24 protein-coding genes and 1 tRNA gene are annotated in these 21,956 nt (G+C 61.9%); 9 read left to right on the top strand and 16 right to left on the bottom strand.

Annotated features, from left to right (window positions below; genetic code table 11):
- Positions 1 to 89: 89 nt before the first annotated feature.
- Both G568_RS0100415 and purB read right to left on the bottom strand, forming a co-directional pair.
- A complete protein-coding gene (locus tag G568_RS0100415) occupies positions 90 to 1,121 on the bottom strand; it encodes a FliG C-terminal domain-containing protein (RefSeq protein WP_037373428.1) in 1,032 nt (343 codons plus the stop codon).
- A gap of 221 nt (positions 1,122 to 1,342) precedes the next feature.
- A complete protein-coding gene (gene purB / locus G568_RS0100410) occupies positions 1,343 to 2,650 on the bottom strand; it encodes an adenylosuccinate lyase (RefSeq protein ID WP_026756180.1) in 1,308 nt (435 codons plus the stop codon).
- A gap of 106 nt (positions 2,651 to 2,756) precedes the next feature.
- Between purB and G568_RS0100405 the strand changes: the two genes are divergently transcribed.
- Positions 2,757 to 3,167, top strand: a complete 411-nt coding sequence (locus G568_RS0100405) for a DUF6314 family protein (RefSeq protein WP_026756179.1) — start codon at positions 2,757 to 2,759, stop codon at positions 3,165 to 3,167.
- A gap of 103 nt (positions 3,168 to 3,270) precedes the next feature.
- Complete coding sequence (locus G568_RS0100400; protein ID WP_026756178.1) at positions 3,271 to 3,870, top strand: biotin transporter BioY; 600 nt, start codon at positions 3,271 to 3,273, stop codon at positions 3,868 to 3,870.
- A gap of 200 nt (positions 3,871 to 4,070) precedes the next feature.
- Here G568_RS0100400 and G568_RS0100395 read toward each other — a convergent pair whose 3' ends face one another.
- Positions 4,071 to 4,793 carry a GNAT family N-acetyltransferase gene (locus G568_RS0100395; RefSeq protein ID WP_026756177.1) on the bottom strand — a complete coding sequence of 241 codons (723 nt, stop codon included), beginning with the start codon at positions 4,791 to 4,793 and terminating at the stop codon, positions 4,071 to 4,073.
- 72 nt (positions 4,794 to 4,865) lie between these two features.
- A complete protein-coding gene (locus G568_RS0100390; RefSeq protein WP_026756176.1) occupies positions 4,866 to 6,080 on the bottom strand; it encodes a bifunctional alpha/beta hydrolase/OsmC family protein in 1,215 nt (404 codons plus the stop codon).
- Between the two features lie 171 nt (positions 6,081 to 6,251).
- Between G568_RS0100390 and G568_RS0100385 the strand changes: the two genes are divergently transcribed.
- Complete coding sequence (locus G568_RS0100385; protein WP_026756175.1) at positions 6,252 to 7,016, top strand: heme-dependent oxidative N-demethylase family protein; 765 nt, start codon at positions 6,252 to 6,254, stop codon at positions 7,014 to 7,016.
- Positions 7,017 to 7,161: 145 nt separating this feature from the next.
- On the opposite strand, the gene G568_RS0100380 is transcribed toward G568_RS0100385, so the two are convergent.
- The 6 genes from G568_RS0100380 to G568_RS0100355 form a co-directional block, all read right to left on the bottom strand.
- Entirely contained in the window at positions 7,162 to 7,962 is an 801-nt protein-coding gene (locus tag G568_RS0100380; protein WP_026756174.1) for a hypothetical protein, read from the bottom strand.
- A gap of 120 nt (positions 7,963 to 8,082) precedes the next feature.
- Positions 8,083 to 8,991: a hypothetical protein gene (locus tag G568_RS0100375; RefSeq protein WP_026756173.1), complete on the bottom strand. Its 909-nt coding sequence runs from the start codon at positions 8,989 to 8,991 to the stop codon at positions 8,083 to 8,085.
- Positions 8,992 to 9,423: 432 nt separating this feature from the next.
- Positions 9,424 to 9,822 carry a hypothetical protein gene (locus G568_RS0100370; protein ID WP_026756172.1) on the bottom strand — a complete coding sequence of 133 codons (399 nt, stop codon included), beginning with the start codon at positions 9,820 to 9,822 and terminating at the stop codon, positions 9,424 to 9,426.
- 57 nt (positions 9,823 to 9,879) lie between these two features.
- Positions 9,880 to 10,785 carry a hypothetical protein gene (locus tag G568_RS0100365; protein ID WP_157084206.1) on the bottom strand — a complete coding sequence of 302 codons (906 nt, stop codon included), beginning with the start codon at positions 10,783 to 10,785 and terminating at the stop codon, positions 9,880 to 9,882.
- A gap of 530 nt (positions 10,786 to 11,315) precedes the next feature.
- A complete protein-coding gene (gene glnA, locus G568_RS0100360) occupies positions 11,316 to 12,722 on the bottom strand; it encodes a type I glutamate--ammonia ligase (protein WP_026756170.1) in 1,407 nt (468 codons plus the stop codon).
- 46 nt (positions 12,723 to 12,768) lie between these two features.
- The gene (locus G568_RS0100355; RefSeq protein ID WP_026756169.1) at positions 12,769 to 13,107 is read right to left on the bottom strand and encodes a P-II family nitrogen regulator; all 339 of its coding nucleotides are present in this window, start codon (positions 13,105 to 13,107) and stop codon (positions 12,769 to 12,771) included.
- Between the two features lie 170 nt (positions 13,108 to 13,277).
- Here G568_RS0100355 and G568_RS0100350 point away from each other — a divergent pair, with 170 nt between their 5' ends.
- The gene (locus G568_RS0100350) at positions 13,278 to 14,870 is read left to right on the top strand and encodes a bifunctional ADP-dependent NAD(P)H-hydrate dehydratase/NAD(P)H-hydrate epimerase (protein ID WP_026756168.1); all 1,593 of its coding nucleotides are present in this window, start codon (positions 13,278 to 13,280) and stop codon (positions 14,868 to 14,870) included.
- A gap of 5 nt (positions 14,871 to 14,875) precedes the next feature.
- Here the strand turns inward: G568_RS0100350 and G568_RS0100345 are convergent, their stop codons facing one another.
- Positions 14,876 to 15,376 carry a Hint domain-containing protein gene (locus tag G568_RS0100345; RefSeq protein WP_037373480.1) on the bottom strand — a complete coding sequence of 167 codons (501 nt, stop codon included), beginning with the start codon at positions 15,374 to 15,376 and terminating at the stop codon, positions 14,876 to 14,878.
- A 191-nt stretch (positions 15,377 to 15,567) separates the two neighbouring features.
- On the opposite strand from G568_RS0100345, the gene G568_RS0100340 reads away from it, so the two are divergent.
- The 3 genes from G568_RS0100340 (at position 15,568) to G568_RS0100330 (ending at position 17,857) form a co-directional block, all read left to right on the top strand.
- A tRNA-Leu gene (locus G568_RS0100340) sits at positions 15,568 to 15,652 on the top strand.
- A 26-nt stretch (positions 15,653 to 15,678) separates the two neighbouring features.
- A complete protein-coding gene (tig, locus tag G568_RS0100335; protein ID WP_026756166.1) occupies positions 15,679 to 17,013 on the top strand; it encodes a trigger factor in 1,335 nt (444 codons plus the stop codon).
- 427 nt (positions 17,014 to 17,440) lie between these two features.
- Positions 17,441 to 17,857 carry a DUF1330 domain-containing protein gene (locus G568_RS0100330; RefSeq protein WP_026756165.1) on the top strand — a complete coding sequence of 139 codons (417 nt, stop codon included), beginning with the start codon at positions 17,441 to 17,443 and terminating at the stop codon, positions 17,855 to 17,857.
- Between the two features lie 110 nt (positions 17,858 to 17,967).
- Here G568_RS0100330 and rplI read toward each other — a convergent pair whose 3' ends face one another.
- The 4 genes from rplI to G568_RS20160 form a co-directional block, all read right to left on the bottom strand.
- A complete protein-coding gene (rplI, locus tag G568_RS0100325; RefSeq protein WP_026756164.1) occupies positions 17,968 to 18,600 on the bottom strand; it encodes a 50S ribosomal protein L9 in 633 nt (210 codons plus the stop codon).
- A 12-nt stretch (positions 18,601 to 18,612) separates the two neighbouring features.
- Entirely contained in the window at positions 18,613 to 18,840 is a 228-nt protein-coding gene (gene rpsR / locus G568_RS0100320; protein WP_026756163.1) for a 30S ribosomal protein S18, read from the bottom strand.
- Between the two features lie 29 nt (positions 18,841 to 18,869).
- Complete coding sequence (gene rpsF / locus G568_RS0100315; protein WP_026756162.1) at positions 18,870 to 19,223, bottom strand: 30S ribosomal protein S6; 354 nt, start codon at positions 19,221 to 19,223, stop codon at positions 18,870 to 18,872.
- 200 nt (positions 19,224 to 19,423) lie between these two features.
- On the bottom strand, positions 19,424 to 19,603 hold the full coding sequence (locus G568_RS20160) for a hypothetical protein (RefSeq protein WP_157084204.1): 180 nt from the start codon (positions 19,601 to 19,603) through the stop codon (positions 19,424 to 19,426).
- Here G568_RS20160 and G568_RS20155 point away from each other — a divergent pair.
- Both G568_RS20155 and G568_RS0100305 read left to right on the top strand, forming a co-directional pair.
- Complete coding sequence (locus G568_RS20155; RefSeq protein WP_157084202.1) at positions 19,602 to 19,772, top strand: hypothetical protein; 171 nt, start codon at positions 19,602 to 19,604, stop codon at positions 19,770 to 19,772. The genes G568_RS20160 and G568_RS20155 overlap by 2 nt on opposite strands.
- A gap of 134 nt (positions 19,773 to 19,906) precedes the next feature.
- Positions 19,907 to 20,485 carry a YceI family protein gene (locus tag G568_RS0100305; RefSeq protein WP_026756160.1) on the top strand — a complete coding sequence of 193 codons (579 nt, stop codon included), beginning with the start codon at positions 19,907 to 19,909 and terminating at the stop codon, positions 20,483 to 20,485.
- Between the two features lie 80 nt (positions 20,486 to 20,565).
- On the opposite strand, the gene G568_RS0100300 is transcribed toward G568_RS0100305, so the two are convergent.
- The gene (locus G568_RS0100300) at positions 20,566 to 21,801 is read right to left on the bottom strand and encodes a cytochrome b/b6 domain-containing protein (RefSeq protein ID WP_026756159.1); all 1,236 of its coding nucleotides are present in this window, start codon (positions 21,799 to 21,801) and stop codon (positions 20,566 to 20,568) included.
- Positions 21,802 to 21,956 lie beyond the last annotated feature (155 nt).

Raw genomic sequence — 21,956 nt, 5'->3', positions numbered from 1 at the left:
GATCCGGTTCGCGCCCGACCCCGCCCCCAGGGCGGGCGCGGACCTCTCGGTGTGCCCTTTTTCAATGATGTGTCTTTTATTACAAAGCGTTAGGTCGGGGTGTCATCCACGTCGAGCAATTCGATCTGGCCCTGGGTGGCAAGATCCCTGATCGTGGCCGCAACGGTGTTCATGGCTTCCTCGCCAACGTCGGGGCGGATCGTGCCGGTCTCATCCATTTCCTCGCGCAGGGTATTTGCCATTCGTCCCGGCAAGGCGTTCAGGATGAACTCGGCGGCTTCGGCGGCGTTCGCGTCGGCGGCGCTGGCGAAGCTGAGGGCGGTGACAAGGCGCCCCTGGTCCAGTTCGCGCGCAAGGATTGGAACGTCGCGTGCGCCCAGCCGGGCCGGTATGCTTGCGAATGTGAAGATCGCCGCGCGTACGTTCTTGGCGAATTCGGCATCGTCATCATCGAGCCCCGACAGCAGTTCATCGCGTGTGGCCGAGGGCGACAGGTTCAGGATCGCGCCGAGGCGATCGGCGGGCGGGGACGAAAACGCCCGGGGCGGGACATCGTCGATCTGCGCGACAATGGATTGTCCGATCCTGAGCACGGCATCCGGCGTGACGGCGCTGGTCCGCGACATTGCGCAGGTTATGCGCCGTGCTTGCGCGCCGGGCATCATGGCAAGCAGGTTTGCGGCACGCGCAACGTCCAGCTTGGACAGGATGACAGCGCCCACTTCGGTGGACTCGGCGTTGATCAGGGGCAGCAGCGTGTCGTTGTCGATGCCCTTTATGCGGGACCATGGATCATCTTGGTGAATACCCGCAGAGCGCCGCAGATGCGCGGCGGCCTGGGCGCTGATTCGGCCGTCCAGGTCACTGAGCGCGGCGGCGATGCCGCGCGGAAATGACAGGCCGATCCCCTCAAGCTCTTGCGCGAACTCGCCGACGACTTGCGCGAGTGTCTCACGATCAACATGGCACATATGGCCCATCTGCCGCGTCAATTCGGCCTGTAATTCATCGGACAAGGCGGCAAGCTCGACATCTGCCCCCTCGTTCAGAAGGTAGCGCACGATGATTGCGGCCTTCTGCCGAAGAGAGAGCGATTGCCGGGCGGGGCTGTTGCCGTTCATGGGAGGAGTGAAACGGGTCAATTCATTCATGCTGCTCTCTAAGCTCGATGGCCCAAGGTAGCGTCAAAGGAATGAATATTTTCTTTCGGCAGCCCAGTGAGGGAGCGTCTCAATGGGACATTTCCGATTTCGTCGCGTGCCGGACCGTCGATTTGGCGGCCGGTGTGCTATCGCCCCCCCCAAGGTGGCGGGAGGGTGATATTCGGCGCCTCAAGGGGCGATCAGCTTTCGCCGAACACTCTTTGGAAAATCGTGTCCACGTGCTTGGTGTGGTAACCGAGGTCGAATTTTTCCTCGATCTGCGCGGGGGTGAGTGCGGCGGTGACTTCGGGGTCGGCGAGCAGCTCGGTCTTGAAGTCGCGCCCCTGTTCCCAGACCTTCATCGCGTTGCGCTGTACCAGGCGGTATGCGTCTTCGCGGCTGACGCCGACCTGTGTCAGGGCCAGCAGGACGCGTTGGCTCATCACCAGCCCGCGGAACTTGTGGAGATTGTCGAGCATGTGATCGGGGTAGATGACCAGTTTGTCGACCAACCCGGTGAGCCGCGCCAGTGCGAAATCCAATGTCACGGTGGTGTCGGGGCCGATCATCCGCTCGACCGAGGAGTGCGAGATGTCGCGCTCGTGCCAGAGCGCCACGTTTTCAAGCGCGGGAGTGACGGACATGCGGACAAGCCGTGCAAGGCCGGTCAGGTTCTCGCTCAGCACCGGGTTGCGCTTGTGCGGCATCGCGGACGAGCCCTTTTGGCCTTTGGAAAAGAACTCCTCGCCCTCCAGGACCTCGGTGCGCTGCATGTGGCGCACTTCGATCGCGATGTTCTCTATCGAGGAGGCAATGACGCCCAGTGTCGCAAAGAACATGGCATGGCGGTCGCGCGGAATGACTTGCGTACTGATCGGTTCGGGCGTCAGGCCCATCTGCTTGCAAACGTGTTCCTCGACGGCCGGGTCGATATTTGCGAATGTCCCCACTGCGCCCGAGATCGCGCCGGTGGCGATTTCCGCGCGCGCATTGACCAGCCGCTCGCGCCCGCGCGCCATTTCGGCGTAGAAGCGCGCGAAGGTCAGGCCCATGGTTGTCGGTTCGGCATGAATGCCGTGGCTGCGGCCGATGCGGACGGTGTCCTTGTGCTCGAACGCGCGGCGCTTGAGGGCGTCGAGCAGCGCATCCATGTCGGCCAGAAGGATGTCCGCGGCGCGGACCAGTTGCACGTTCAGGCAGGTGTCCAGCACGTCCGAGCTGGTCATGCCCTGGTGGACAAAGCGCGCCTGGTCGCTGCCCACGTGTTCGGCAAGGTGCGTGAGGAAGGCAATGACGTCGTGCTTGGTGACGGCCTCGATCTCGTCGATGCGGGCAACGTCGAAATCCACATCCTTGGCCTTCCACACCGCGTCGGCGTTTTCGCGCGGGATCACGCCCAGATCGGCCTGCGCGTCGCAGGCGTGCGCCTCGATTTCGTACCAGATGCGGAACTTGGTTTCTGGCGACCAGATGGCAACCATCTCGGGGCGGGAATAACGGGGGATCATGGGCAGTAGGACCTTGTTCAAGAGGAGTTGCGCCCTCTTATCGCTCGTGCGAGGTGGCGGCAAGGGCGCGGGGCGGCTAGGCTGACCGCGGGGAGCGGAGGACTACATGATTGCCTTGAGCGATTTCATAGGAGAGTGGCGCCTGACGCGCCGCATCGTTCACGACAGCGGTCAGGAGGCCCGGTTTTGTGGGCAGGCCCGATTCAAGGCGCAAGCCGATGGCGCGCTTCTATTGTGCGAAGTAGGGACGCTTCATGTTCCGGGGCAGGGGGAGTTTGCCGCGACGCGGCGCTACCTGTGGAGGCCTGGAAACGCAGGTACGATAGATGTGCAGTTCGACGACGGGCGCCCGTTTCATCGCTTTGATCCCAATGCCGGCGACAGCGGTGACAGGCACTGGTGCGACCCTGATAGCTATGCCGTGCGCTATGATTTTTCCCACTGGCCCGAATGGTCGGCGCGGTGGCGCGTGGAGGGTCCGCACAAGGCATATATCATGTATTCAAGATATGTTTAATTCCGCTGCGCGGACGCCTGATGCTTGCAAAAAAGGGGGTAATGGGGCAGAAACCCCGGAACTGAGCTATAGCGCCAAGGCGCGTCAACCGGGAGATAACGATATGACAACAGCAGTGACAAACACGGTTCTGGCCGATGCCATCGCGCCGCGCGAGGGGGCGCAGCAATGGCTCAAGCAGGCGGCGTTGGTCTGTCTCGGGATTGCGGCCCTGGCGATCGCGGCCAAGATCAAGGTGCCGATGTGGCCCGTCCCGATCACCATGGGGACCTTTGCCGTTTTGACGCTTGGGGCGGCCTATGGCCCGCGTTTGGGCCTTGTGACGATCATGGGCTACATGATCATCGGCGCGCTTGGGTTCGACGTGTTTGCCGGCTCGGGCGCCGAGGCATCGGGGCTGACCTACATGATGGGCGGCACCGGGGGTTACTTGGTGGGCTATGTGCTGGCGACGCTGGCGCTTGGTTGGTTCGCCAAGGCCGGCTGGGATCGCACGACCGGGCGCATGGCGCTGGCGATGCTGGCGGGCAACGTGTTGATCTATGTGCCGGGGCTGATCTGGCTCGGGATGCTGTACGGCTGGGACAAGCCGATTCTGCAGTGGGGCCTGACGCCGTTCCTGATCGGTGATGCGCTGAAGCTGGCGCTGGCTGCCGCGCTGCTGCCGATGGTGTGGAAGCTGGTTGCGCGCGCACGTAGCTGAACGCCGAGAGCGTCGATGAATTGAAGGAGGGTCGCCCCGAGTGGGCGGCCCTTTGCATTTGAGGCCCTTGGGCAACCGGGTGAGGAGCCGTGCGGTGCGCGACCGCCGGGTGGGCGCTGCGCGGCGGCCTGCGGCCTTGATTCCGCGCATTGGTGACATGCCTCAGACGCATCGTGGCCCGCCATTACGCGGCATTTTCCTCATTCGGGGGGTAAATCCGGGTCGCGTTGGACGATATGGGGGGCTGTCAGGCGTGACAGGGATAGCTTTTGCTGCCCGTGCTCATCGAAATTCAAAGGATCGAGCCACCGGGCATAGAGCTTGTCCAGTTCAGGCCACTCGGAATCGATGATCGAGAACCACTTGGTATCTCGGTTGCGCCCTTTTATGACCACGGCCTGCCGGAACAGCCCCTCGTAGCTAAAGCCGAGGCGATGCGCCGCGCGGCGGGATCTGTGGTTCAGCGCATCGCATTTCCATTCATACCGTCGATAGCCAAGATCAAAGGCATGCCTGGCCATCAGGTACATCGCTTCGGTGAATGCGGTGGATTTCTGGTACTGCGGGGCAACCATGACAAAGCCGATCTCGATCGAGCCGCCCTCGGGCTTGATGTTCATAAGGCTGCAAAAGCCGAACGGCGTGTCGTTTTCGCCCGCAACCATCGCGTAGAAAAGCGGATCATCCGCTGCCGCGACGGAGGCGCACCAATCGGTGAACACCGCCTCGCTCGTGAACGGGCCGACGGGCATGTAGAGCCAATCTTGCGGGGCCTTCGCGGAGTGGAGCCGGGCAAAGAGGGGGCGCGCGTCATCGCTTGTGAGGCGGCGCAGCGATGCGGTGCGCCCGGTAAGGCGCGCGCCTGTGGGCGGCGCGGCGGGATTCCACCCCTGCAAATATTCCCCGATCGGTAAGTCCGTCATCGTCAACCGTGCCTTTCACGCATGGTGGCAGTGACGCATGGCCCGACGGCGAAATCAAGGTGCCGGCGTGCGTCACCCCTGATCTGCCAGCCGCGTGGTTATCTTTGAGGCGCGCTCAAGCGTGCGGTGAACCGGGCACTTGTTGGCGATCTCGCGCAGCTTCTGGCGTTGATCGTCGGTCAGGTCGCCCTCAAGGTATATCTCGCGTATGAAGCCGTCGATCTTTTCGCCGCCCGACGCGTCCTGCGCGTGCATCTTGTCGTGGCACACATCCACGTGCACGTGGCTAAGCGGCCAGCCCTTTCGCCGGGCGTACATGCGGATGGTCATCGAGGTGCAGGCGCCCAATCCGGCCGACAGGAAGCCATAGGGCGACATGCCCCGGTTGGTGCCGCCATAGGCCTCGGGCTCGTCCGCCAGAACGTGGTGTTCGGGTCCGGCGTTGACGTCTTGCAAGAAGCCGTCGGCGTCCGCCTCGGAGACGCGAACGATCCCTTCCGGGGCGCCGGGGGGCGGCGCGGGCGGCCGCAGGTCAAGGTAACGGCCCGACCATGCGGCGATCACTTCGGCGGCATATTCGGCATCGCGCGGCTTGGTGATCAGGTGGTCGGCGTCGTCCAGCGTGACAAAGCTTTTGGGGTGACGCGCGGCCTTGAAAATCTCGCTCGCGTTGTCGATGCCCACTTGGGTATCGCGCGGGGCGTGCATCACGAGAAGGGCCGCGTTCAGGTCGCGAATGGCGGGGGCCAGGTTCGCGGCGGAGACATCTTCGACAAACCCGCGCGTGATGCGGAAGGGGCGGCCGCCCAGGTCCACTTCGGCAGAGCCCTCGCGCGCGATCGTGTCGAGTGCACCCTTGAAGTTGTGCGTGACATGGGCCGGATCGAACGGCGCGCCGATGGTGGTGACGGCGCGGACGCTGTCGATGTGTTTTGCCGCGCGCAAGACCGCCGCGCCGCCAAGGCTGTGGCCTATGAGCATCCCGGGCGCCATGTCGCGATTCGCCAGGTAGCGGGCGGCGCAAACCAGGTCGTCGACGTTGGAGGTAAAGGTGGTATTGGCGAACTCGCCGTCCGAGTGGCCCAATCCCGTGAAATCGAACCGCAGCACCGCCAAGCCCATAGCCGCGAGGCGCCCCGCGATTCGGCGGGCGGCGGGGATGTCCTTGGAGCAGGTGAAGCAATGCGCAAACAGCACCGTCCCCAACAAGGGGCCATCGGGGCAGTCGAGGCGCGCGGCAAGGTCCTGTCCGTCATGCCCGGGGAATGTGACGCGTTCGGTGGTCATGGGGTGTCCTTTGACATGTGCTGCTGCTGCGGTACGTATCCAAGGATGGTGGCAGGTGGGGTAGGCTGCAAGCGCCATGTGCGCCGCATCACGCCACAGTGAGGGATTGTGCGTGCGGGGCGGCTACAGCGGGCACTTGCCTGTTTCATCGATTTGGGCGATGTCCGTGCGATGCCCATCATATTACAGCAAGACATCCCCTATGACCCCGCTGCGGCGCCCCGATTGCCCGGGATTGCGCCGCTTGACCAAAAGGAGTGGTTACTGGTCGACGATGCCTATGGCCCGCAGATGGCCGAGCGGACGCGTATCTTGGGCGAGAAGCCCGGCGAGGTGCTGGCGCTGGACGCCTTGGCGCGCCCTGCGGCGGATGAACTGCTGGAAACGGTTCTTGAGCATTTGCGCGCGCGCGATGATTTCGAGGTGTCGGAAAATGCCGTGCGCCGGCCGGATGGTGCGTCTGTCGATATCGACTATGGCGATCCCATGCGCAGCGTTGGCCATTTGGTACAGGAAGATCTTTGCCTGATGGAGCGCCGTTCGGGTTATGAAGAGCACCTGTTGACCGGCGCCGTTCTGTGTTTTCCGGCAAGCTGGCGCTTGTCCGAGAAATTCATGCGGCCGATGCTGGCGATCCACAAGCCGGTGGACGTATATGATGCAAGCCTTGCCCGCCGGGTGCAGCGGCTGCTGGACGGGGTGCGCCCGGGCCGGCCGCTGTGGCGGTTCAATGTCTTGGGGTATGACGATCCGTCACTGCACCAACCGCGATCCGAGGGGCATTCCGAGCCGTCCGAGCCGTCCGGGCGCGCGCGCGCCGAGGCGCGATACTTGCGCTCTGAGCGTCAGTGCCTTGTGCGGCTACCCCGGAGCAACGCCGTGGTGTTCTCGATCCATACCTATGTCCTGGACAGGCGGGGAATGCGGCGGGGGTAGGCAGGTCTCTGACCCGGTCGTGGCCCACGTTTGCACAGCCGTTTTGAGCTTGGAAACCCGACCTAAAGGCCCTGATGCGTTGACGGGCGAGGGGGGTGCCACGTCAACGCATCTGAGCGCCCACATCTGGAATGGCGGCGGAGGGTTACGCCGCCTTTTTCCAAAAACGCAGGGGCTTGGGGGCTTCGCTCTGAAGGTCGCGCAGCACCGTGTAGGCCAACATGGCCGCGCCAACCGGCGGTGTCATCAGCAACAGCGTTGTGCCAAGCGTGTACACCGTCAGATACATTTGCAAAGAGCATCCCTCGGGCTCTTCTACATAAACTTCGGCAAAGAGGCGGCGGGCGGTCTTCTTGTCTTCGCCCGGCTCTTCGGCGTCGTGGTACGGCGTGGTGTCCTGCACTTCGCCGACGTGGATATAATCTTCGGGAGATCCGCCAGCCATTCGAGCGCTTTCTTTGGCACCCGCCATGACCGATCTGATTTCCTGTGCGCCCGAGCTGTGCGGGTCACTCGGCATCGAGGCCACGCCGCCAAGCGCATCAAGGATCTGGTCCATCTTGTCGACGTCCAGCGGCGGTGTGGTATCGCTCCACAATACCGCGTCGAATGGCAAATCGGTGTTGATCCGGTCGATGACGCTTTGGGCCAGCCGTTCGCTAAAGCGGCGCGGTATGGTGGGGCGGTGTGAGTGGGGCGAGGGGCCGACCGCGATCGCGAGATACCAGGATTGGTCGGCTGTCTCGGGCCGGTACCAGCCAAGCGCGATGCGCATCATGTCCAGGTCGATGAGCGCGATATCGTCCGCATCGAAGCTGATCGAGCGCTGCTGCATGCTGTGTGCGTCGAGAACATCGCCGAAAGCGCTTACGATCTCGGGAAATGACAATTCGGGCTCTGCCCCGTATGCGAGGCAAGCGACGATGCATGTGGTGGCTTGTGACATGGCGGGCCTCATCGGGTCGGATCGATATGGTTAACGTGGCTGCGAATTCTGGTCCGGATTAGGACAAATTGTGTCGAAAATCGGGCACCCGTCCCGGGTGCCCCCATGATTCGATGCAGCTCAGAGGGTGAGAAGAGTCGTGGCTTGCTGGAGCAATCCACTGCTGTTCAGCACGATGAAAAACCCGGTCAGCGAAAGCGCCTGTGCAGACAATCGCATATCTTCGCCGCGCAGCAGGTTGATCACCACGAGCGCCGCCGCGACCGGGAGCGAGAACACCCCGACGGTGATCGTAAGCATCCACGTGGTCAGGCGCTGCACCTGGTTGGGTTGCTCGAAAAGGTCCGCGCCCGCTGCGTCCGGGTTCTCCGAATCGGTCAGGAACACCTCGCGCAGGGTGTTTTCCTGCGATGTGCTCTCGCGTGTGGAGACGTGATCTTGCTCCTGTGGCGAGAGTTGCTCGGACATGCGTGCATCAAGCTGTTCAAGGCTTTCCTCAACGCTTGGGAAGCGGACAACCCCCGCCCGTTCGCTGCTTTGGCTGACATGGGCCGTTGCGCCAGCATGTGTTGGGCGCAGGGCCGCTTTGCGGGTGCGGCTATGACGCACGCGACGCGGGCGGCGCGGGCCTGCTGCGCTAAGGAACTGCTCGCGGCTCAGTTCGGCGGTCGGGGTGAGCCACCAAAGGGATTCGGGCATCATGTGTTGGACCAGATCCAGTGTCACCGCCGCCAGCAATCTCAATGCCTGATCGTCGTCACTGGACGAGCTGCAGTCATGCGCGGTTACGCTGATGATCAGGCGGAGAGAATCGTCATGGTCAGCATCGCCGTCTTCGGTGTTGATCGTTACCTCGATGTTCTTGGCGTCGATCTGCGCCTGTTCATCGGACAGGATGCGCTTGCCGGTCACGCGGGTTTGGCGCGCTTCGAGAATCATACCGATGCGGTTGATCACGGCGACGCTGTCGATGTCATGCGACGCGGCGAAAACTAGGCCAGTTTTGTAGCGGTGTGTACCTGTGCTCATGACAGTTCTCCCCGGTCTGTGCGGTTTCCAACAATTCTTGGTGTAGACCCCAAAAACGCGGTTAATTTGTCGCAATTTCGCAAACATTGAGGCACGGGGTCCGCTGAGGCGGCGTCCCGATCCCTCGGACGGGGTCCAGCGGCCCAGGGCGGCCAACGGGATCGCCGCCGGTCCCATCATGCCACGATGCGAACAGACAGGGCGGTCAGGCGCTGCGGGCTTCGTCCTTGATGCCGCGCATTGGTGACATGCCTCAACGGCAGCAGCAGGCCAGCGTAACCACCTCCCGACCTGCGCCGCGAAATGCAAAGGGCGCCCCATCGATGCCAGCCCCTCGCAGTAAATGTTGATGGCTGGCGGGACACGTTTTCCGCCGGCCTTTTAACGATTCTGTTATGCGGGACTAATTCGACGAGCTGCTGACCGCGAAGATTAGAGAAAATCCCTTTCATAGATTTTTCCCCGAGCCAACCCGAGCCGCATGGCCGGCGTCTTCTTGTCCTCCCCAGGGTCGCACCAGTTGTGGTAGAAACGGTAGATTTCAGCGAGCTTCACCATGGTGTCGGGCTTGTAGAGATACTGGCGCTTCCATGTCTGGCCCACGCTTCCTGAAGATATTGCAGGCCGGGATGCGAAACGCACATTGCTCCGGAACTTGTGGAAGTAAGAATCGACGCTACGAAGTGTCGCCAGTCGCAACATGCGGGCCGATGACCTGGGTGAGCGACTCGGGCGATCCGTGAGGATCTTGACCTGCTTGTTGGGTTCGGACTTCCGGGGGAACGGATAGTGGAAGCCCATTTCGAGTGGCCGCTGACTGAGGACCGTCATAATGGCGACCTCTTTATCAACGAGATCGGCATAATCCTGATTTGAAAGGTTGCGGAGTTACGCATGGCTGACCCCTGTCAGGCCAGACAGGAAAGCCTGGCCGGCAGCGACAACCTGGTTGCGTCTGTCATTTGTCATGCCCTTGTCAAAGCTGACAACCGCGAGGTCGGCGCGCTGGGCTCGGATCTCGTTCATGAAAGCCGATGAGAATGCCTGTTGAAGGCCACGATCATCGTCCATGACGAAGTAGAGAGGCGCATCCGTCGAGGACAGTATATCCCTTAGCCGAAGAGCATGGGCGTGTTGCAGGATGTCGTAACGCACCAAAACACCACGATGCGGCAACTGATAAAGGTTTGTCAGCTTCACGCTTTTTTGCTTCTGGAGCTTCGCCAAATAGGCATCGAACTCGGTTCGGGTCCAGACCCGCGCATGCTTGCGGAACGCAATTGAGACATGATCTTCATTCGCGTTTCCGGCGATCGCTTCGGCTTCCAGCATGGACATCGAGGGATCGAATTGGAGACTTGCTTCCATGATGTAGCCGGACCGCGCATGCGCGGTGCAAAGGTGCTGGATCGCGACGGATGTGCGCTGTCGCCGTGTTGGCCAGTTGATCATGAGGGTTTGGCTGTCGGTCGCGAACCGGGACCCCGACCGGTGGAAATCGACTTCCGAGAAGTCCTCGCGCTCAACGAGGAAACCTCGAACTTGATCATGGAAGAAGTCGATCCTTTTGTAGAGATCCTGGTATGTCATGCCGGTGATTTTGCAGATCTTGGCAAACGACATGTCGTTGCACAGCATCTGGAAGAGCATCCGGTTCTTGTCGCTGCGCTTCTGCCGGCGGGCCGGTCTGCCTGCGGAAAAGGTCTTCTGGCACAATCTGCATTGCCACCGTGGATCTCCCTTGGCCGTCTTTCCGAAGCGCCGGTAGAACTCCGGGTGGTCATGCGTCGGCATCCCTTGTGCGAAGCACTCGGAGGTTCCACAGGCCGGAGCCGTGGGATCATGGGAACGGGAGTGCTGAAGCCGCCTGAACTCCTCCATGACTGCTCGGTTGTTCTTGAGACGGGATGTCTTGTTGCATGTCGGGCACTGGAAATACTCTTCATGCCTTTTTCCCGAGACCACGCCCCGCAAAACCCCAGGAGGAGCGGGCGGCGCGTTGTTGGGCCGCTTGAAAGGGTCGGGCTTTATCCCGTATGATGCGCATGTAGGATTTCGACAGAAGTTTAGATCCAAGCCTTCACATGGCTCGGGTATCCTGAGTTCCAGGTCGTATTCTTCTGTCGCAGATATTTTCGAGGCACACGTCACCCGACATCTCCTTCTGAGAAAGCGTCAGGCGTCTTGTTTCGAAGGGAATGTTGGCCGCAATGCGGCCAACAGAAGTGATTATTTCAACATTTACTACGAGGGGCTGGCCCATCGATGGGGCGCCCTTCGTTCAACGATTGCTCATGTGGCGCGTTACACGCCGCCGGCAAGTCTCAGCAGCTGTAATACATCTGGAACTCGACGGGGTGCGGCGTGTGCTCGTAGGTTTCGATTTCTTCCATCTTCAGGCCGATATAGCCTTCGATCTGATCGCGGGTGAACACGTCGCCGGCAAGAAGGAAATCCATGTCCTTGTTCAGCTCGTCGACCGCTTCGCGCAGCGAGCCGCAAACCGTGGGGATGTCGGCCAGTTCCTCGGCGGGCAGATCGTACAGGTTCTTGTCCATCGCCTCGCCGGGGTCGATCTTGTTCTTGATGCCGTCGATGCCTGCCATCAACAGGGCCGCAAAGCATAGGTAGGGGTTTGCCGATGGGTCGGGGAAACGGGCCTCGACGCGCTTGGCTTTCGGGCTTTCGGCCCACGGGATGCGGACGCAGCCCGAGCGGTTGCGCGCCGAGTATGCGCGCAAAACGGGGGCTTCGAACCCTGGGATCAGGCGCTTGTAGCTGTTGGTCGATGGGTTGGTGAAGGCGTTGAGCGCCTTGGCGTGCTGCAGGATGCCGCCGATGAAATACAGCGCTTCCTGGCTCAGGTCGGCATACTTGTCGCCGGCGAACAGCGGTTTGCCATCCTTCCAGACCGACATGTTGACGTGCATGCCGGTGCCGTTGTCGCCCGCGATCGGCTTGGGCATGAAGGTTGCCGTCTTGCCGTAGGCCTGCGCGACATTGTGGATGACGTACTTGTATTTCTGCAACTCGTCGGCCTGCTTGGTGACGGTGCCGAAGATGAGGCCAAGCTCGTGCTGGCAGGACGCCACTTCGTGGTGGTGCTTGTCCACTTTCATCCCGAGGCGTTTCATCGTCGAGAGCATTTCCGAACGGATATCCTGACCGTCGTCGATCGGGTTCACGGGGAAATAGCCGCCCTTTACGCCGGGGCGGTGGCCGGTGTTGCCCATTTCGTACTCGGTGTCGGTGTTCCACGACCCGTCAAGCGCGTCCACCTCGTACGAGACCTTGTTGATCGAGTTGGAAAAACGCACGTCGTCGAACAGGAAGAACTCGGCCTCGGGGCCCATGAAGGCAGTGTCGCCGATGCCGGTGGACTTCAGGTACGCTTCGGCCTTTTCGGCCGTGCCGCGGGGGTCGCGCTCGTAGGGTTCGCCGGTGTCGGGCTCGACCACGGTGCAGTGCACGCAGATCGTTTTTTCCGCGTAGAACGGATCGATGTAGGCGCTGTTGGTGTCGGGCAGCAACTTCATGTCGCTGGCCTCGATCGACTTCCACCCTTGAATCGAGGAGCCGTCAAACATGAAGCCCTCTTCGAGGAAGTCCTCGTCGACCTCGTCGGCGATAATGGTGACGTGCTGCAGCTTGCCGCGCGGGTCGGTGAAGCGGACATCGACGTATTCGACATCCTCGTCACGGATCGTGGCCAGAAACGTTTCGGTGCTCATGTGGTAAGGTCCCTTGCTATTGTGGGGGTCAATCTTGTTTGCTTGATCACAGCGCGTCCGAGCCGGACTCGCCGGTGCGGATGCGGATGGCTTGCTCGACCGGGCTGACGAAGATCTTGCCGTCGCCGATCTTGTCGGTTTTCGCGGCGTCCACGATGGCTTCGATGGCGGCATCGACCTGATCGTCGTCCATCACCACCTCGATCTTCACCTTGGGCAGGAAATCGACGACGTACTCGGCGCCCCGATAAAGCTCGGTATGGCCTTTCTGGCGGCCGAAGCCTTTGACTTCGATCACGCTCAGGCCCTGAACGCCGGCGTCCTGAAGGGCCTCTTTCACCTCGTCGAGCTTGAAGGGTTTGATGATCGCTTCGATCTTTTTCATGGTCGTGGGCCTCCTCGCCGGATTGCTGCCCCTCACAGATCACTTTCAAAACCGGGTCACAATTCGCTAGGGTTTCATGGCGCTACTCAACGGGCAGGATTTTGTGCAGTTGCCTAATTTTTGGGCAAAGCGATGAATATTGGGGCGGAAATGAATCAAGGAACTGGGGAATGAACGAATTGCTAACCGCGGCGCAGATGCGGGCCATCGAGCAGGCCGCAATCGAGTCGGGCGAGGTGACGGGCCTCGAGCTGATGGAGCGGGCAGGGCGCGGCGTGGTCGAAGCGGTGTTCGAGGAATGGCCGGATCTTGCGAAGGCGCCGCACAAGGCGGTAGTGCTGTGCGGACCGGGCAACAACGGCGGCGATGGGTTCGTGGTGGCGCGGTTGCTGAAGGAATGGGGCTGGGAGGTGGAGGTGTTCCTCTACGGCGACCCTGCCAAGCTGCCGCCTGATGCGAAGGTGAATTATGAACGGTGGCGGGCGTTGGGGGCGGTCAAGCAGCTCACCGATTCTGCGATGGATGGGTATGGAGAGGATAACCCCGATTGCATGCTGGCAATTGACGCCATCTTCGGCACGGGGTTGAGTCGGCCGTTTCTCGATCTCGGCCGAGTGCAGATGGAAATGAATCGTTGGCAGGCAGCTTCGAAGATGGGGGGCATGCCGCGCGTTGTTGCGATTGATCTTCCCAGCGGCATTTGCTCGGACAGCGGGCGCTACTTGGGGTTGGACGGTGAGACCCCGTTTGACACGTCGGTCATGGCCAATCTCACGGTTTCATTTCATTCGGATAAGCTTGCGCATCGTCTCGCGGATTGCCCGGTCGGTTGCGGCAAACTCGTTGTGAAAAGCATTGGCCTTGAGGGTGGGGGGTGTCCGGCGGTGCCGGGTGACGTGGTTGGATTGGTTGAGCGAGCGTCGTTCCAAGACTTGGGAAAACCCGCGCAGACCCACAAATACAGCCACGGTCATGCGCTGATCCTGTCGGGCGGGGCCGGGCGCACGGGCGCGGCGCGGCTGGCCGCACGGGGGGCGCTGCGCATCGGCGCGGGGTTGGTGACGCTGGGTGTGCCGGGATCGGCGCAGATGGAGGTGGCCAGCCAGATCACCGCGCTGATGCTGCGGCGGGTCGAGGATGCGGCGGGCCTGGCGCAGGTGCTGGAGGATGCGCGTATCAACGCGCTGTGCCTTGGCCCGGGGATGGGCCTTACGCGGGCGCAAGATCTGGCTGCCATGGCTTTGAGCGCAGGCAGGGCGGTGGTGCTTGACGCCGACGCGCTGAGCGCGTTCGAGGATGAGCCGGCAGCGCTGTTTGCCCTCTTGCACGACAAATGCGTGCTGACCCCGCACGCGGGCGAATTCGCGCGGCTGTTTCCGGACATTGCCGCCAAGCTGAACGCGCCGGCCACCAAGGGCCCGGCCTACTCCAAGGTGGATGCCACGCGGGCAGCGGCCGAACGGGCGGGCTGCGCGGTGCTGTTCAAGGGGCCGGATACGGTGATCGCCGCGCCCGATGGCCGGTGCAGCGTCAATTCCGCCCATTACGAGCGCGCCGCGCCATGGCTGGCCACGGCCGGGGCGGGCGATGTGCTGGCGGGGTTCATCACCGGGCTATTGGCGCGGGGATTTGCGCCGATGCAGGCGGCGGAAACGGCCGCGTGGCTGCACGTGGAATGCGCACGCGGCTTCGGCCCCGGCCTGATTGCCGAGGATTTACCGGAAGCGCTTCCCAAGGTGCTTCATGGGCTGGGCGTGACCTGAGCCCGTCACGCGGCGTTGGCTGTTGCGGGGGCACAGGCCAGCGCGGCCAGCTCAAGACCGCCTGCGTAGATGATGTGCGGCGCATCCATGAAAAGTTGGTAAACCGTTATCTGGGTCCAGGGAAGCAGGCGGATGAATTCGCCATCCACCAGCATCCGCGCCGGAAGCAGGGCCTGCTGACGCCCTGCAAGCGCCTTTGCCCGCCAATCGCGGACCAAAACGGCCTGCGCTGCGGGAATGATCAGATCATGCTCAGGGCGGGTATCGCCCAATGTGCCCCCCGCAATCAGGACAGCCGGGCCGGCGACGCGGTGCACTTGGATATCGCGCAAAATGGCTGCGCCCGCATCGCGCGTGATGATGCGATCCGCAGGGTACAGGTACTCGACGGGTAGGGCGCCGTCGAGCGTCAGGATTGATGTGCCGGCCACGAGGCCCATGTTCTGCACATGGGCACGTATTGCGGGGTTTTGCCCGCCGTGGCGCCCGACCGTTTTCGGTTTCATGGGCGTATGCTCGATTTCTGCCTCGGTTATTGAGGGCAGCATAGCGCGGGCGGCCTGCATTGTCGCTGTTTTTCGTGCGTGATCGTCAAATATACGGTGTCATTTTCCTCTCGCATCCCGGGCGCTGGTTTGCTAGATAGCCCAGCAACTGTGGGCGGCCCGATTGTCTTAGGCCGCCTGCTTGGCTTTTTGCGGGTGTGGCGGAATTGGTAGACGCACCAGATTTAGGTTCTGGCGCCGCAAGGCGTGGGGGTTCAAGTCCCTTCACCCGCACCAGATACATGACAAAAGGACGACGGAAAATGAAGGTCAACGAAACCCAGAACGAAGGCCTCAAGCGCGCGTATGAGATCACCGTGACCGCGGACGAGCTGGACGCCAAGGTTAACGAAAAACTGGCCGAAGCGCAGCCCGAAGTCGAAATGAAAGGCTTTCGCAAGGGTAAGGTGCCGATGGCCCTGCTGAAAAAGCAGTTTGGCCAGCGTTTGCTTGGCGAGGCCATGCAGGAAGCCGTCGATGGCGCCATGAGCCAGCATTTCGAGGACAGCGGCGATCGCCCGGCGATGCAGCCGCAGGTCACGATGGTTGAGGGCGAAGACTGGAAAGAGGGCGACGACGTCAAGGTTGCCATGTCCTACGAGGCGCTTCCGGATATCCCCGAGGTCGATTTCAGCGCGATCAAGCTGGAGCGCATGGTGGTTGAGCCCGACGAGGCCGCCGTGGACGACGCGTTGGCCAGCCTGGCCGAGAATGCCCAGGATTTCGAGGACCGCAAGAAGGGCTCGAAAGCCAAGGACGGCGACCAGGTCGTGATCGATTTCGTGGGCAAGGTCGATGGCGAGGCGTTCGAGGGCGGCTCGGCAGAGGATTACCCGCTCACACTGGGCGCGGGCAGCTTCATCCCCGGCTTCGAAGAGCAGCTGGTCGGCGTCAAGGCCGGTGAAGAAAAGGCCGTCACGGTGACGTTCCCCGAGGAATACGGCGCCGAGCATCTGGCCGGCAAAGAGGCCGTGTTCGACTGCACCATCAAGGCTGTGAAGGCGCCCAAGGCGGCCGAGATCGATGACGAACTGGCCAAGAAGTTCGGCGCGGAAGATCTGGAGGCGCTCAAGACGCAGATCCGCGAACGCCTCGAGGCGGAATACGCGGGTGCCGCGCGCGCCGTGATGAAGCGCGACCTGTTGGACAAGCTGGACGAGATGGTCAAATTCGATCTACCGCCCAGCTTGCTGGAGTCCGAGGCCAAGCAGATCGCGCATCAGCTGTGGCACGAGGAAAATCCCGACGTGGAAGGTCACGATCACCCCGAGGTCGAGCCCACCGAGGAGCACACCAAGCTGGCCGAGCGCCGCGTTCGTCTGGGTCTGCTGCTGGCAGAGCTTGGGCGCAAGGCCGAGATCGAGGTGTCCGATTCCGAGATGACGCAGGCGATCATGAACCAGGCGCGTCAGTACCCGGGGCAGGAGCGCGAATTCTTTGAATTCGTTCAGCAAAATCAGCAAATGCAGCAGCAGCTGCGCGCCCCGATCTTTGAGGACAAGGTTGTCGATCACATCGCCGAGCAGGCCGAGGTGACCGAAAAGAAAGTGTCCAAGGACGACTTGCAAAAGGCGGTCGAGGCGCTCGACGACGAGTGATCCGCCGCCGGTCCGCAGGGGCCGGGCATATGAGAACGAAAGGGCCGCCCGGTGGGTGGCCCTTTGTCGTTTTGCGCGGTGCAACTGAGCGGCCCCAGGGCGCGGGGCGCAATGACCGCTTTGAGGCCTTTGCGCCGGATCAGGTTGGCGCGATATTGGCGGCGTATGGCCTGTTGCTGCCGTTGCGGTATGGCACCAATGCGTGGCTTTTCAACCGAGCGCTCAATGCCCGCAACAGGCAAGCCTACCCACGTCCCGAACAGACCCGAAAGCCTCCTTCGTCCGCTGACCTGACATCCGGCATGCATTGTTCCCGAAGATTCCTTCGTGAGGGTTCGATTGACTGTGGCCGCGAATGGCTTGCATTCATTGTCCCGACTGGCGTTGATGATTTATTCATGAACCACGCAGACACTGGGGGAGAGCCATGAGCCACACGTCATTCACCAAGGAGGGCTTTGCCGCCTTTCGCGAGAACGATCGCCCCGGGCCCATTCACATGCTCAATCTCGTCCGTCTTCGCGCGCAGGCGGAGTATCCTGACGGGCGCCGTGCGACAGGGGCCGAGGCATATGCCGCCTATGGACGCGAAAGCGCGCCGGTGCTGGAGCGCGTCGGCGGGCGCATCGTTTGGCGCGGTGAGATGGAACAAATGCTGATCGGTCCCGAAGACGAGGCGTGGGACCTGTGTTTCATCGCTGAATATCCAAGCCCCGACGCCTTTGCACAAATGATTAAGGACCCACAGTACCGCGAGGCGATGGAGCATCGCCAGGCGGCGGTAGCGGATTCGCGGTTGATCAGGATGGCGCCCAAGGATGAGGGGCAGGGGTTTGCCCCTTGATCCGCGGGGTATGCTGTCTTGAGATTTGAAAAACCGCGCGAGGGGGTGTTCCCTCGCGCGGCTTGATCAGTGTGTGCCGGCTTGCCGTAACGGCAAGGCCGGGAGCGTGATCAGGATGCGGTGTCTTCGCCGCTTTCCTCGTCGCTCGAGCCTTCGACAACCTCGGCCAGTTCCTCGTCTTCCGAGGTTGCTGCGCCGATGTCCTCGAACAGCTCCGCGATTTCGAAATCGGCGGCGGCCTCGTCTTCGGCTGCCTGTTCCTGAATCGTCTTGCCGGATGCCTGAAGCTCCGCCTCTTCGGGCGAGCGGGCGACGTTCAGCGTGATCGTCACCATGACTTCGGGGTGCAGGTGCACCTCGACCTCGTGCAGGCCCAACTCCTTGATCGGCTGGCGAATGATCACCTGTTTGCGATCAATCGAGAAGCCCTCTTCGGTGGCGATGTTGGCCGCGTCGCGGGTGCTGACCGAGCCATAGAGGTTGCCGCCATCGGAAGCTTGGCGAATCACGATGAACTGCTTGCCGCCCAGCTTCTCGCCAAGGGCCTCGGCCTCTTTGCGGGTCTCGAGGTTTTGCGCTTCAAGCTGCGCTTTGCGCTCTTGGAAGTCGGCGATATTGGCCTCGGAGGCGCTCAGGGCCTTGCCCTGGCGCAACAGGTAATTGCGGGCGTAGCCGGGCTTGACGTCGACGACGTCGCCCATCTGGCCCAGCTTGGCCACTCGTTCCAGAAGGATAACTTGCATGTCGCGAACTCCTTACTTCACGGCGTAGGGCAGCAGGGCGAGGAAGCGGGCGCGCTTGATGGCGCGGGCCAGTTCACGCTGCTTCTTTGCCGAAACGGCGGTGATGCGGGAGGGCACGATCTTGCCGCGCTCGGAGATGTAGCGCTGCAGCAGTTTCGTGTCCTTGTAGTCGATCTTGGGTGCGTTGTCGCCCGAGAAGGGGCAAACCTTGCGGCGGCGAAAAAACGGTTTGGTGGCCATGACTTGGCGTCCTTTCCTGAAGCGATTGATCAGCGACGTTCGCGGCGTTCACCGCGTTCTTCGCGTTTTTGCATCTGGACCGAGGGCCCTTCCTGATGTTCGTTCACCTTGATGGTAAGGACGCGCATCACGTCGTCATGCAGGCGCATCAGGCGCTCCATTTCGTGCACTGCGGCCGCGGGGGCATCGGAGCGCAGAAAGGCATAGTGGCCCTTGCGGTTCTTGTTGATCTTGAACGCCATCGTCTTGACGCCCCAGTACTCGCTATCGACGATCTTGCCGCCGTTGTCCGCCAGCACGGTGCTGAAATGTTCGATCAGGCCTTCGGCTTGTGTGTTGGACAAGTCCTGGCGCGAGATGAAGACATGCTCATAAAGTGGCATGTGCACTCCTGTTCTGTTTCAGGCGCATTTCATAGGAGGGTCATTGCCTTCCGCGACCCATCCACGAGAGACTGCGCGGTTCATTGTTACCTGCGGAAGGAAGCGGCGCTATACGATGGAACGCGCCGTGACGCAAGCCCGGCAGGCCCTGAGCGCGGCGCCCGTCGCAGATTATTCCGATTGCTGCCCAAGTTGCGCCCTCATTGCTCGTCATGAGTGTATTGTTTAAATCGAGGATTGAAATTGACTATGGGATCAATGCGCGGATCACTATCGAATATCAAAAAGGCAGACAACAAAAGCGGAAGAGCGGCGGCCATGACCTGGCGCGGCATGGGCGCCCGGAAATCGAGGGTGGCGCGTTTGATGGGAGCAACCATGACGCTCTTGGGTGCAGGGCCTTGGACGGTGCGCGGGGCACCGGATGAGCCGGCGCAGTTCCTGGCTCAGTTGGTCCTGTCGGTGGTCCTGCTGTGCTTGGGGGCTGCCGCGTTGCATTCCGGCAATGGGTGCGGCGAAGAGCGGGGGCGCCTCGACAGGGTTACGTGAGAGCCGCGCAGATCGGCGCGCCGGGTGTTCATTCCCCCACACGACATGTTGACTTCTGCGGAATTGCACAACGCGGCCGGTGCCGCAATTGTCACGGACGTCTTGATAAATTCAAATTGCAGGAGCAATGACAAATGAAATACGGCTTAACGACAGCTTTCGCCGCGGCGGCACTAAGCGTGACGGCGGCGCATGCCGAACCCGAGAAGTATGTTCTGGATCCCAGTCACAGCCAGGTTGTTTTTTCCTATAACCACCTTGGGTTCTCGAACACGACCGGGATGTTCTCGGGGTTCGAGGGCGAGATCATGTTCGACCAAGAAGCCCCGGCCAACTCGTCCGTCACAGTGTCGATGCCGGTCATGTCGATGATCACCGGCTGGGAAAAGCGGTTCGAGCATTTCATGTCGGACGATTTCTTTGGCGCCAGCGAGGGCGACATGGTCACGTTCGAATCGACCGGCATCGAAGTGACCGGGGACAACACCGCGCTGATCACCGGCGATCTGACGTTGAATGGCGTGACCAAGTCGGTCGTGCTGGATGCGCAGCTCAACCAGGCGGGCGAGCATCCGATGGCGGGCAAGCCCTGGGCCGGTTTCGACGCGAGCACCACGCTGACCCGAAGCGACTATGGCCTTGAGAAATTCGCCCCTTACGTCGGTGACGACGTTCAGGTCGAAATCTCAATCGAGGCGATGAAGGCTGAATAAATAACCAGTACAGTTTTAACAAAGGCCGCGCCGGGGAACTTGCGCGGCCTTTTTCATGCGTGCCCAAGGCGCGCGCGTGGCTATTGCCCGGCCCGGGTGGCCGTGAGCGAGACATCCACGTCCACATCAAAGCCAAGCGAGCTTTCGTCCTGCACGCCTTCGCCGATATTGTAGTTGCGCCGGTCGAGGGTGGTGCCCCCGGACATGGTGGCGCGCTCGCCCTCGATCTTCAGGGTAAAGGGCATCGTCACCGGCACGCTTTGGCCCTTGAGCGTCAATTGCCCCTCGGCGGTGAAAGCGTTCTCGCCCTCTGCGCGCAGGATGTCGGCGGTGAATGTGGCCTTCGGGAACTCATCGGCGGCAAAGAAATCGGCGCCCATGGCCTGATCGCTGACCGAGCCGAGGGTCAGTGATGGAATTGCGATGCTCACCTCGACATCGCCGTTGCGGGCGGTGTTCGGATCGTCGGCGAAGGTGATGTCGGCCTGCCACTGGGCGAACTCGCCCGTAACGGTGTTGCCCATCTGGGTTATCGAAATCGCAAGTGTGCCGCCCTCGACCTGCCAGTTCCCGGCGGCGGCGCTGGTCATGGCCGGGGCGCCTGCCTCATCGCCGCCCGCATTGCCAAGCGCCGGGGCAATCCCGGCCGCCAGGACGCCAACCCAAATGGCAATGGCGGCCAATACCGGCGCAGTATGGCCGGGCTGTTGGGGGCTGGGCATGGCATCGGTTTGACCGGGGAGCATCCGGCGCAGCGTGGCATCACGGTCGATCAGGTGATGCTTGAGCGCGCCTGCGAGGTGCAGCACGATTGCCCCGATCAACACCTGCGACGACAGGAAGTGGACCATGCCGGCCGCGCCCGCGATGGCGGCATCCTTCGGCACGAACGGCAGGTTCTGACCAAAGGGCCACCAGATCGGCGCGAATCCCGTTTCGGCGGAGTGGGTCACCCAACCGGCCAGCGGCGTGATCAGCATGGCGCCATAGAGCGCCCAGTGGATGGTCTCTGCCAAGGTCGCCTCGGCCCAACGGCCGCCATTGAGCAAGCCCGGCTTGGGTTGGCCTATCGCCCACAGGATGCGCAGGGCGGCGGTGAAAAACGCCGCCAGTCCGATCGTCTTGTGGAGCGAGAAAACCAACACGGCACGATCAATCAGCGCCTGATCACCGCCGGCATCGGTTTGACGGATCTCTTGCGCCAGTTCGTCCCCGATCAGGCCCAGGGGGATGGCAGTAAGGATTAGCAGCGCGGTGATCCAGTGAAAGCCCTTTGTTACCGCGCCATAGGCGGTGGATGTGGTTGATAGCGGCATGGAATGCTCCTTGAGGAAATACGCCTTGGAATTTACGCGGCAAAAGGCCCGCGCGCCAATGCGAGTGCGCGCACAATCACGGTGCGCAGATGCGTGGTTTGCGTTGCGTGGCGGTCGCTGGCGCGGTAACTGGGATCAATGACAACTGGAGGATT

The sequence above is a fragment of the Sediminimonas qiaohouensis DSM 21189 genome, from assembly GCF_000423645.1.
Lineage (GTDB): Bacteria > Pseudomonadota > Alphaproteobacteria > Rhodobacterales > Rhodobacteraceae > Sediminimonas > Sediminimonas qiaohouensis.
The sequence above is the reverse complement of the archived record's forward strand: the minus strand, read 5'-3'. Positions and strand labels throughout refer to the sequence as shown.

What these genes read in the sequence shown, in the direction of transcription:
- glnA (WP_026756170.1), bottom strand. Translation starts at nt 12,722, where the DNA reads ATGAGCACCGAAACGTTTCTGGCCACGATCCGTGACGAGGATGTCGAA.
- G568_RS0100350 (WP_026756168.1), top strand. Translation starts at nt 13,278, where the DNA reads ATGAACGAATTGCTAACCGCGGCGCAGATGCGGGCCATCGAGCAGGCC.
- G568_RS0100395 (WP_026756177.1), bottom strand. Translation starts at nt 4,793, where the DNA reads ATGACGGACTTACCGATCGGGGAATATTTGCAGGGGTGGAATCCCGCC.
- G568_RS0100355 (WP_026756169.1), bottom strand. Translation starts at nt 13,107, where the DNA reads ATGAAAAAGATCGAAGCGATCATCAAACCCTTCAAGCTCGACGAGGTG.
- G568_RS20160 (WP_157084204.1), bottom strand. Translation starts at nt 19,603, where the DNA reads ATGGTTGCTCCCATCAAACGCGCCACCCTCGATTTCCGGGCGCCCATG.
- purB (WP_026756180.1), bottom strand. Translation starts at nt 2,650, where the DNA reads ATGATCCCCCGTTATTCCCGCCCCGAGATGGTTGCCATCTGGTCGCCA.
- rpsF (WP_026756162.1), bottom strand. Translation starts at nt 19,223, where the DNA reads ATGCCACTTTATGAGCATGTCTTCATCTCGCGCCAGGACTTGTCCAAC.
- G568_RS0100330 (WP_026756165.1), top strand. Translation starts at nt 17,441, where the DNA reads ATGAGCCACACGTCATTCACCAAGGAGGGCTTTGCCGCCTTTCGCGAG.
- G568_RS0100300 (WP_026756159.1), bottom strand. Translation starts at nt 21,801, where the DNA reads ATGCCGCTATCAACCACATCCACCGCCTATGGCGCGGTAACAAAGGGC.
- tig (WP_026756166.1), top strand. Translation starts at nt 15,679, where the DNA reads ATGAAGGTCAACGAAACCCAGAACGAAGGCCTCAAGCGCGCGTATGAG.
- G568_RS0100380 (WP_026756174.1), bottom strand. Translation starts at nt 7,962, where the DNA reads ATGTCACAAGCCACCACATGCATCGTCGCTTGCCTCGCATACGGGGCA.
- G568_RS0100385 (WP_026756175.1), top strand. Translation starts at nt 6,252, where the DNA reads ATGCCCATCATATTACAGCAAGACATCCCCTATGACCCCGCTGCGGCG.
- rplI (WP_026756164.1), bottom strand. Translation starts at nt 18,600, where the DNA reads ATGCAAGTTATCCTTCTGGAACGAGTGGCCAAGCTGGGCCAGATGGGC.
- G568_RS0100415 (WP_037373428.1), bottom strand. Translation starts at nt 1,121, where the DNA reads ATGAACGGCAACAGCCCCGCCCGGCAATCGCTCTCTCTTCGGCAGAAG.
- G568_RS20155 (WP_157084202.1), top strand. Translation starts at nt 19,602, where the DNA reads ATGACGCTCTTGGGTGCAGGGCCTTGGACGGTGCGCGGGGCACCGGAT.
- G568_RS0100390 (WP_026756176.1), bottom strand. Translation starts at nt 6,080, where the DNA reads ATGACCACCGAACGCGTCACATTCCCCGGGCATGACGGACAGGACCTT.
- G568_RS0100400 (WP_026756178.1), top strand. Translation starts at nt 3,271, where the DNA reads ATGACAACAGCAGTGACAAACACGGTTCTGGCCGATGCCATCGCGCCG.
- G568_RS0100345 (WP_037373480.1), bottom strand. Translation starts at nt 15,376, where the DNA reads ATGAAACCGAAAACGGTCGGGCGCCACGGCGGGCAAAACCCCGCAATA.
- G568_RS0100365 (WP_157084206.1), bottom strand. Translation starts at nt 10,785, where the DNA reads ATGCCGACGCATGACCACCCGGAGTTCTACCGGCGCTTCGGAAAGACG.
- G568_RS0100370 (WP_026756172.1), bottom strand. Translation starts at nt 9,822, where the DNA reads ATGACGGTCCTCAGTCAGCGGCCACTCGAAATGGGCTTCCACTATCCG.
- G568_RS0100305 (WP_026756160.1), top strand. Translation starts at nt 19,907, where the DNA reads ATGAAATACGGCTTAACGACAGCTTTCGCCGCGGCGGCACTAAGCGTG.
- rpsR (WP_026756163.1), bottom strand. Translation starts at nt 18,840, where the DNA reads ATGGCCACCAAACCGTTTTTTCGCCGCCGCAAGGTTTGCCCCTTCTCG.
- G568_RS0100405 (WP_026756179.1), top strand. Translation starts at nt 2,757, where the DNA reads ATGATTGCCTTGAGCGATTTCATAGGAGAGTGGCGCCTGACGCGCCGC.
- G568_RS0100375 (WP_026756173.1), bottom strand. Translation starts at nt 8,991, where the DNA reads ATGAGCACAGGTACACACCGCTACAAAACTGGCCTAGTTTTCGCCGCG.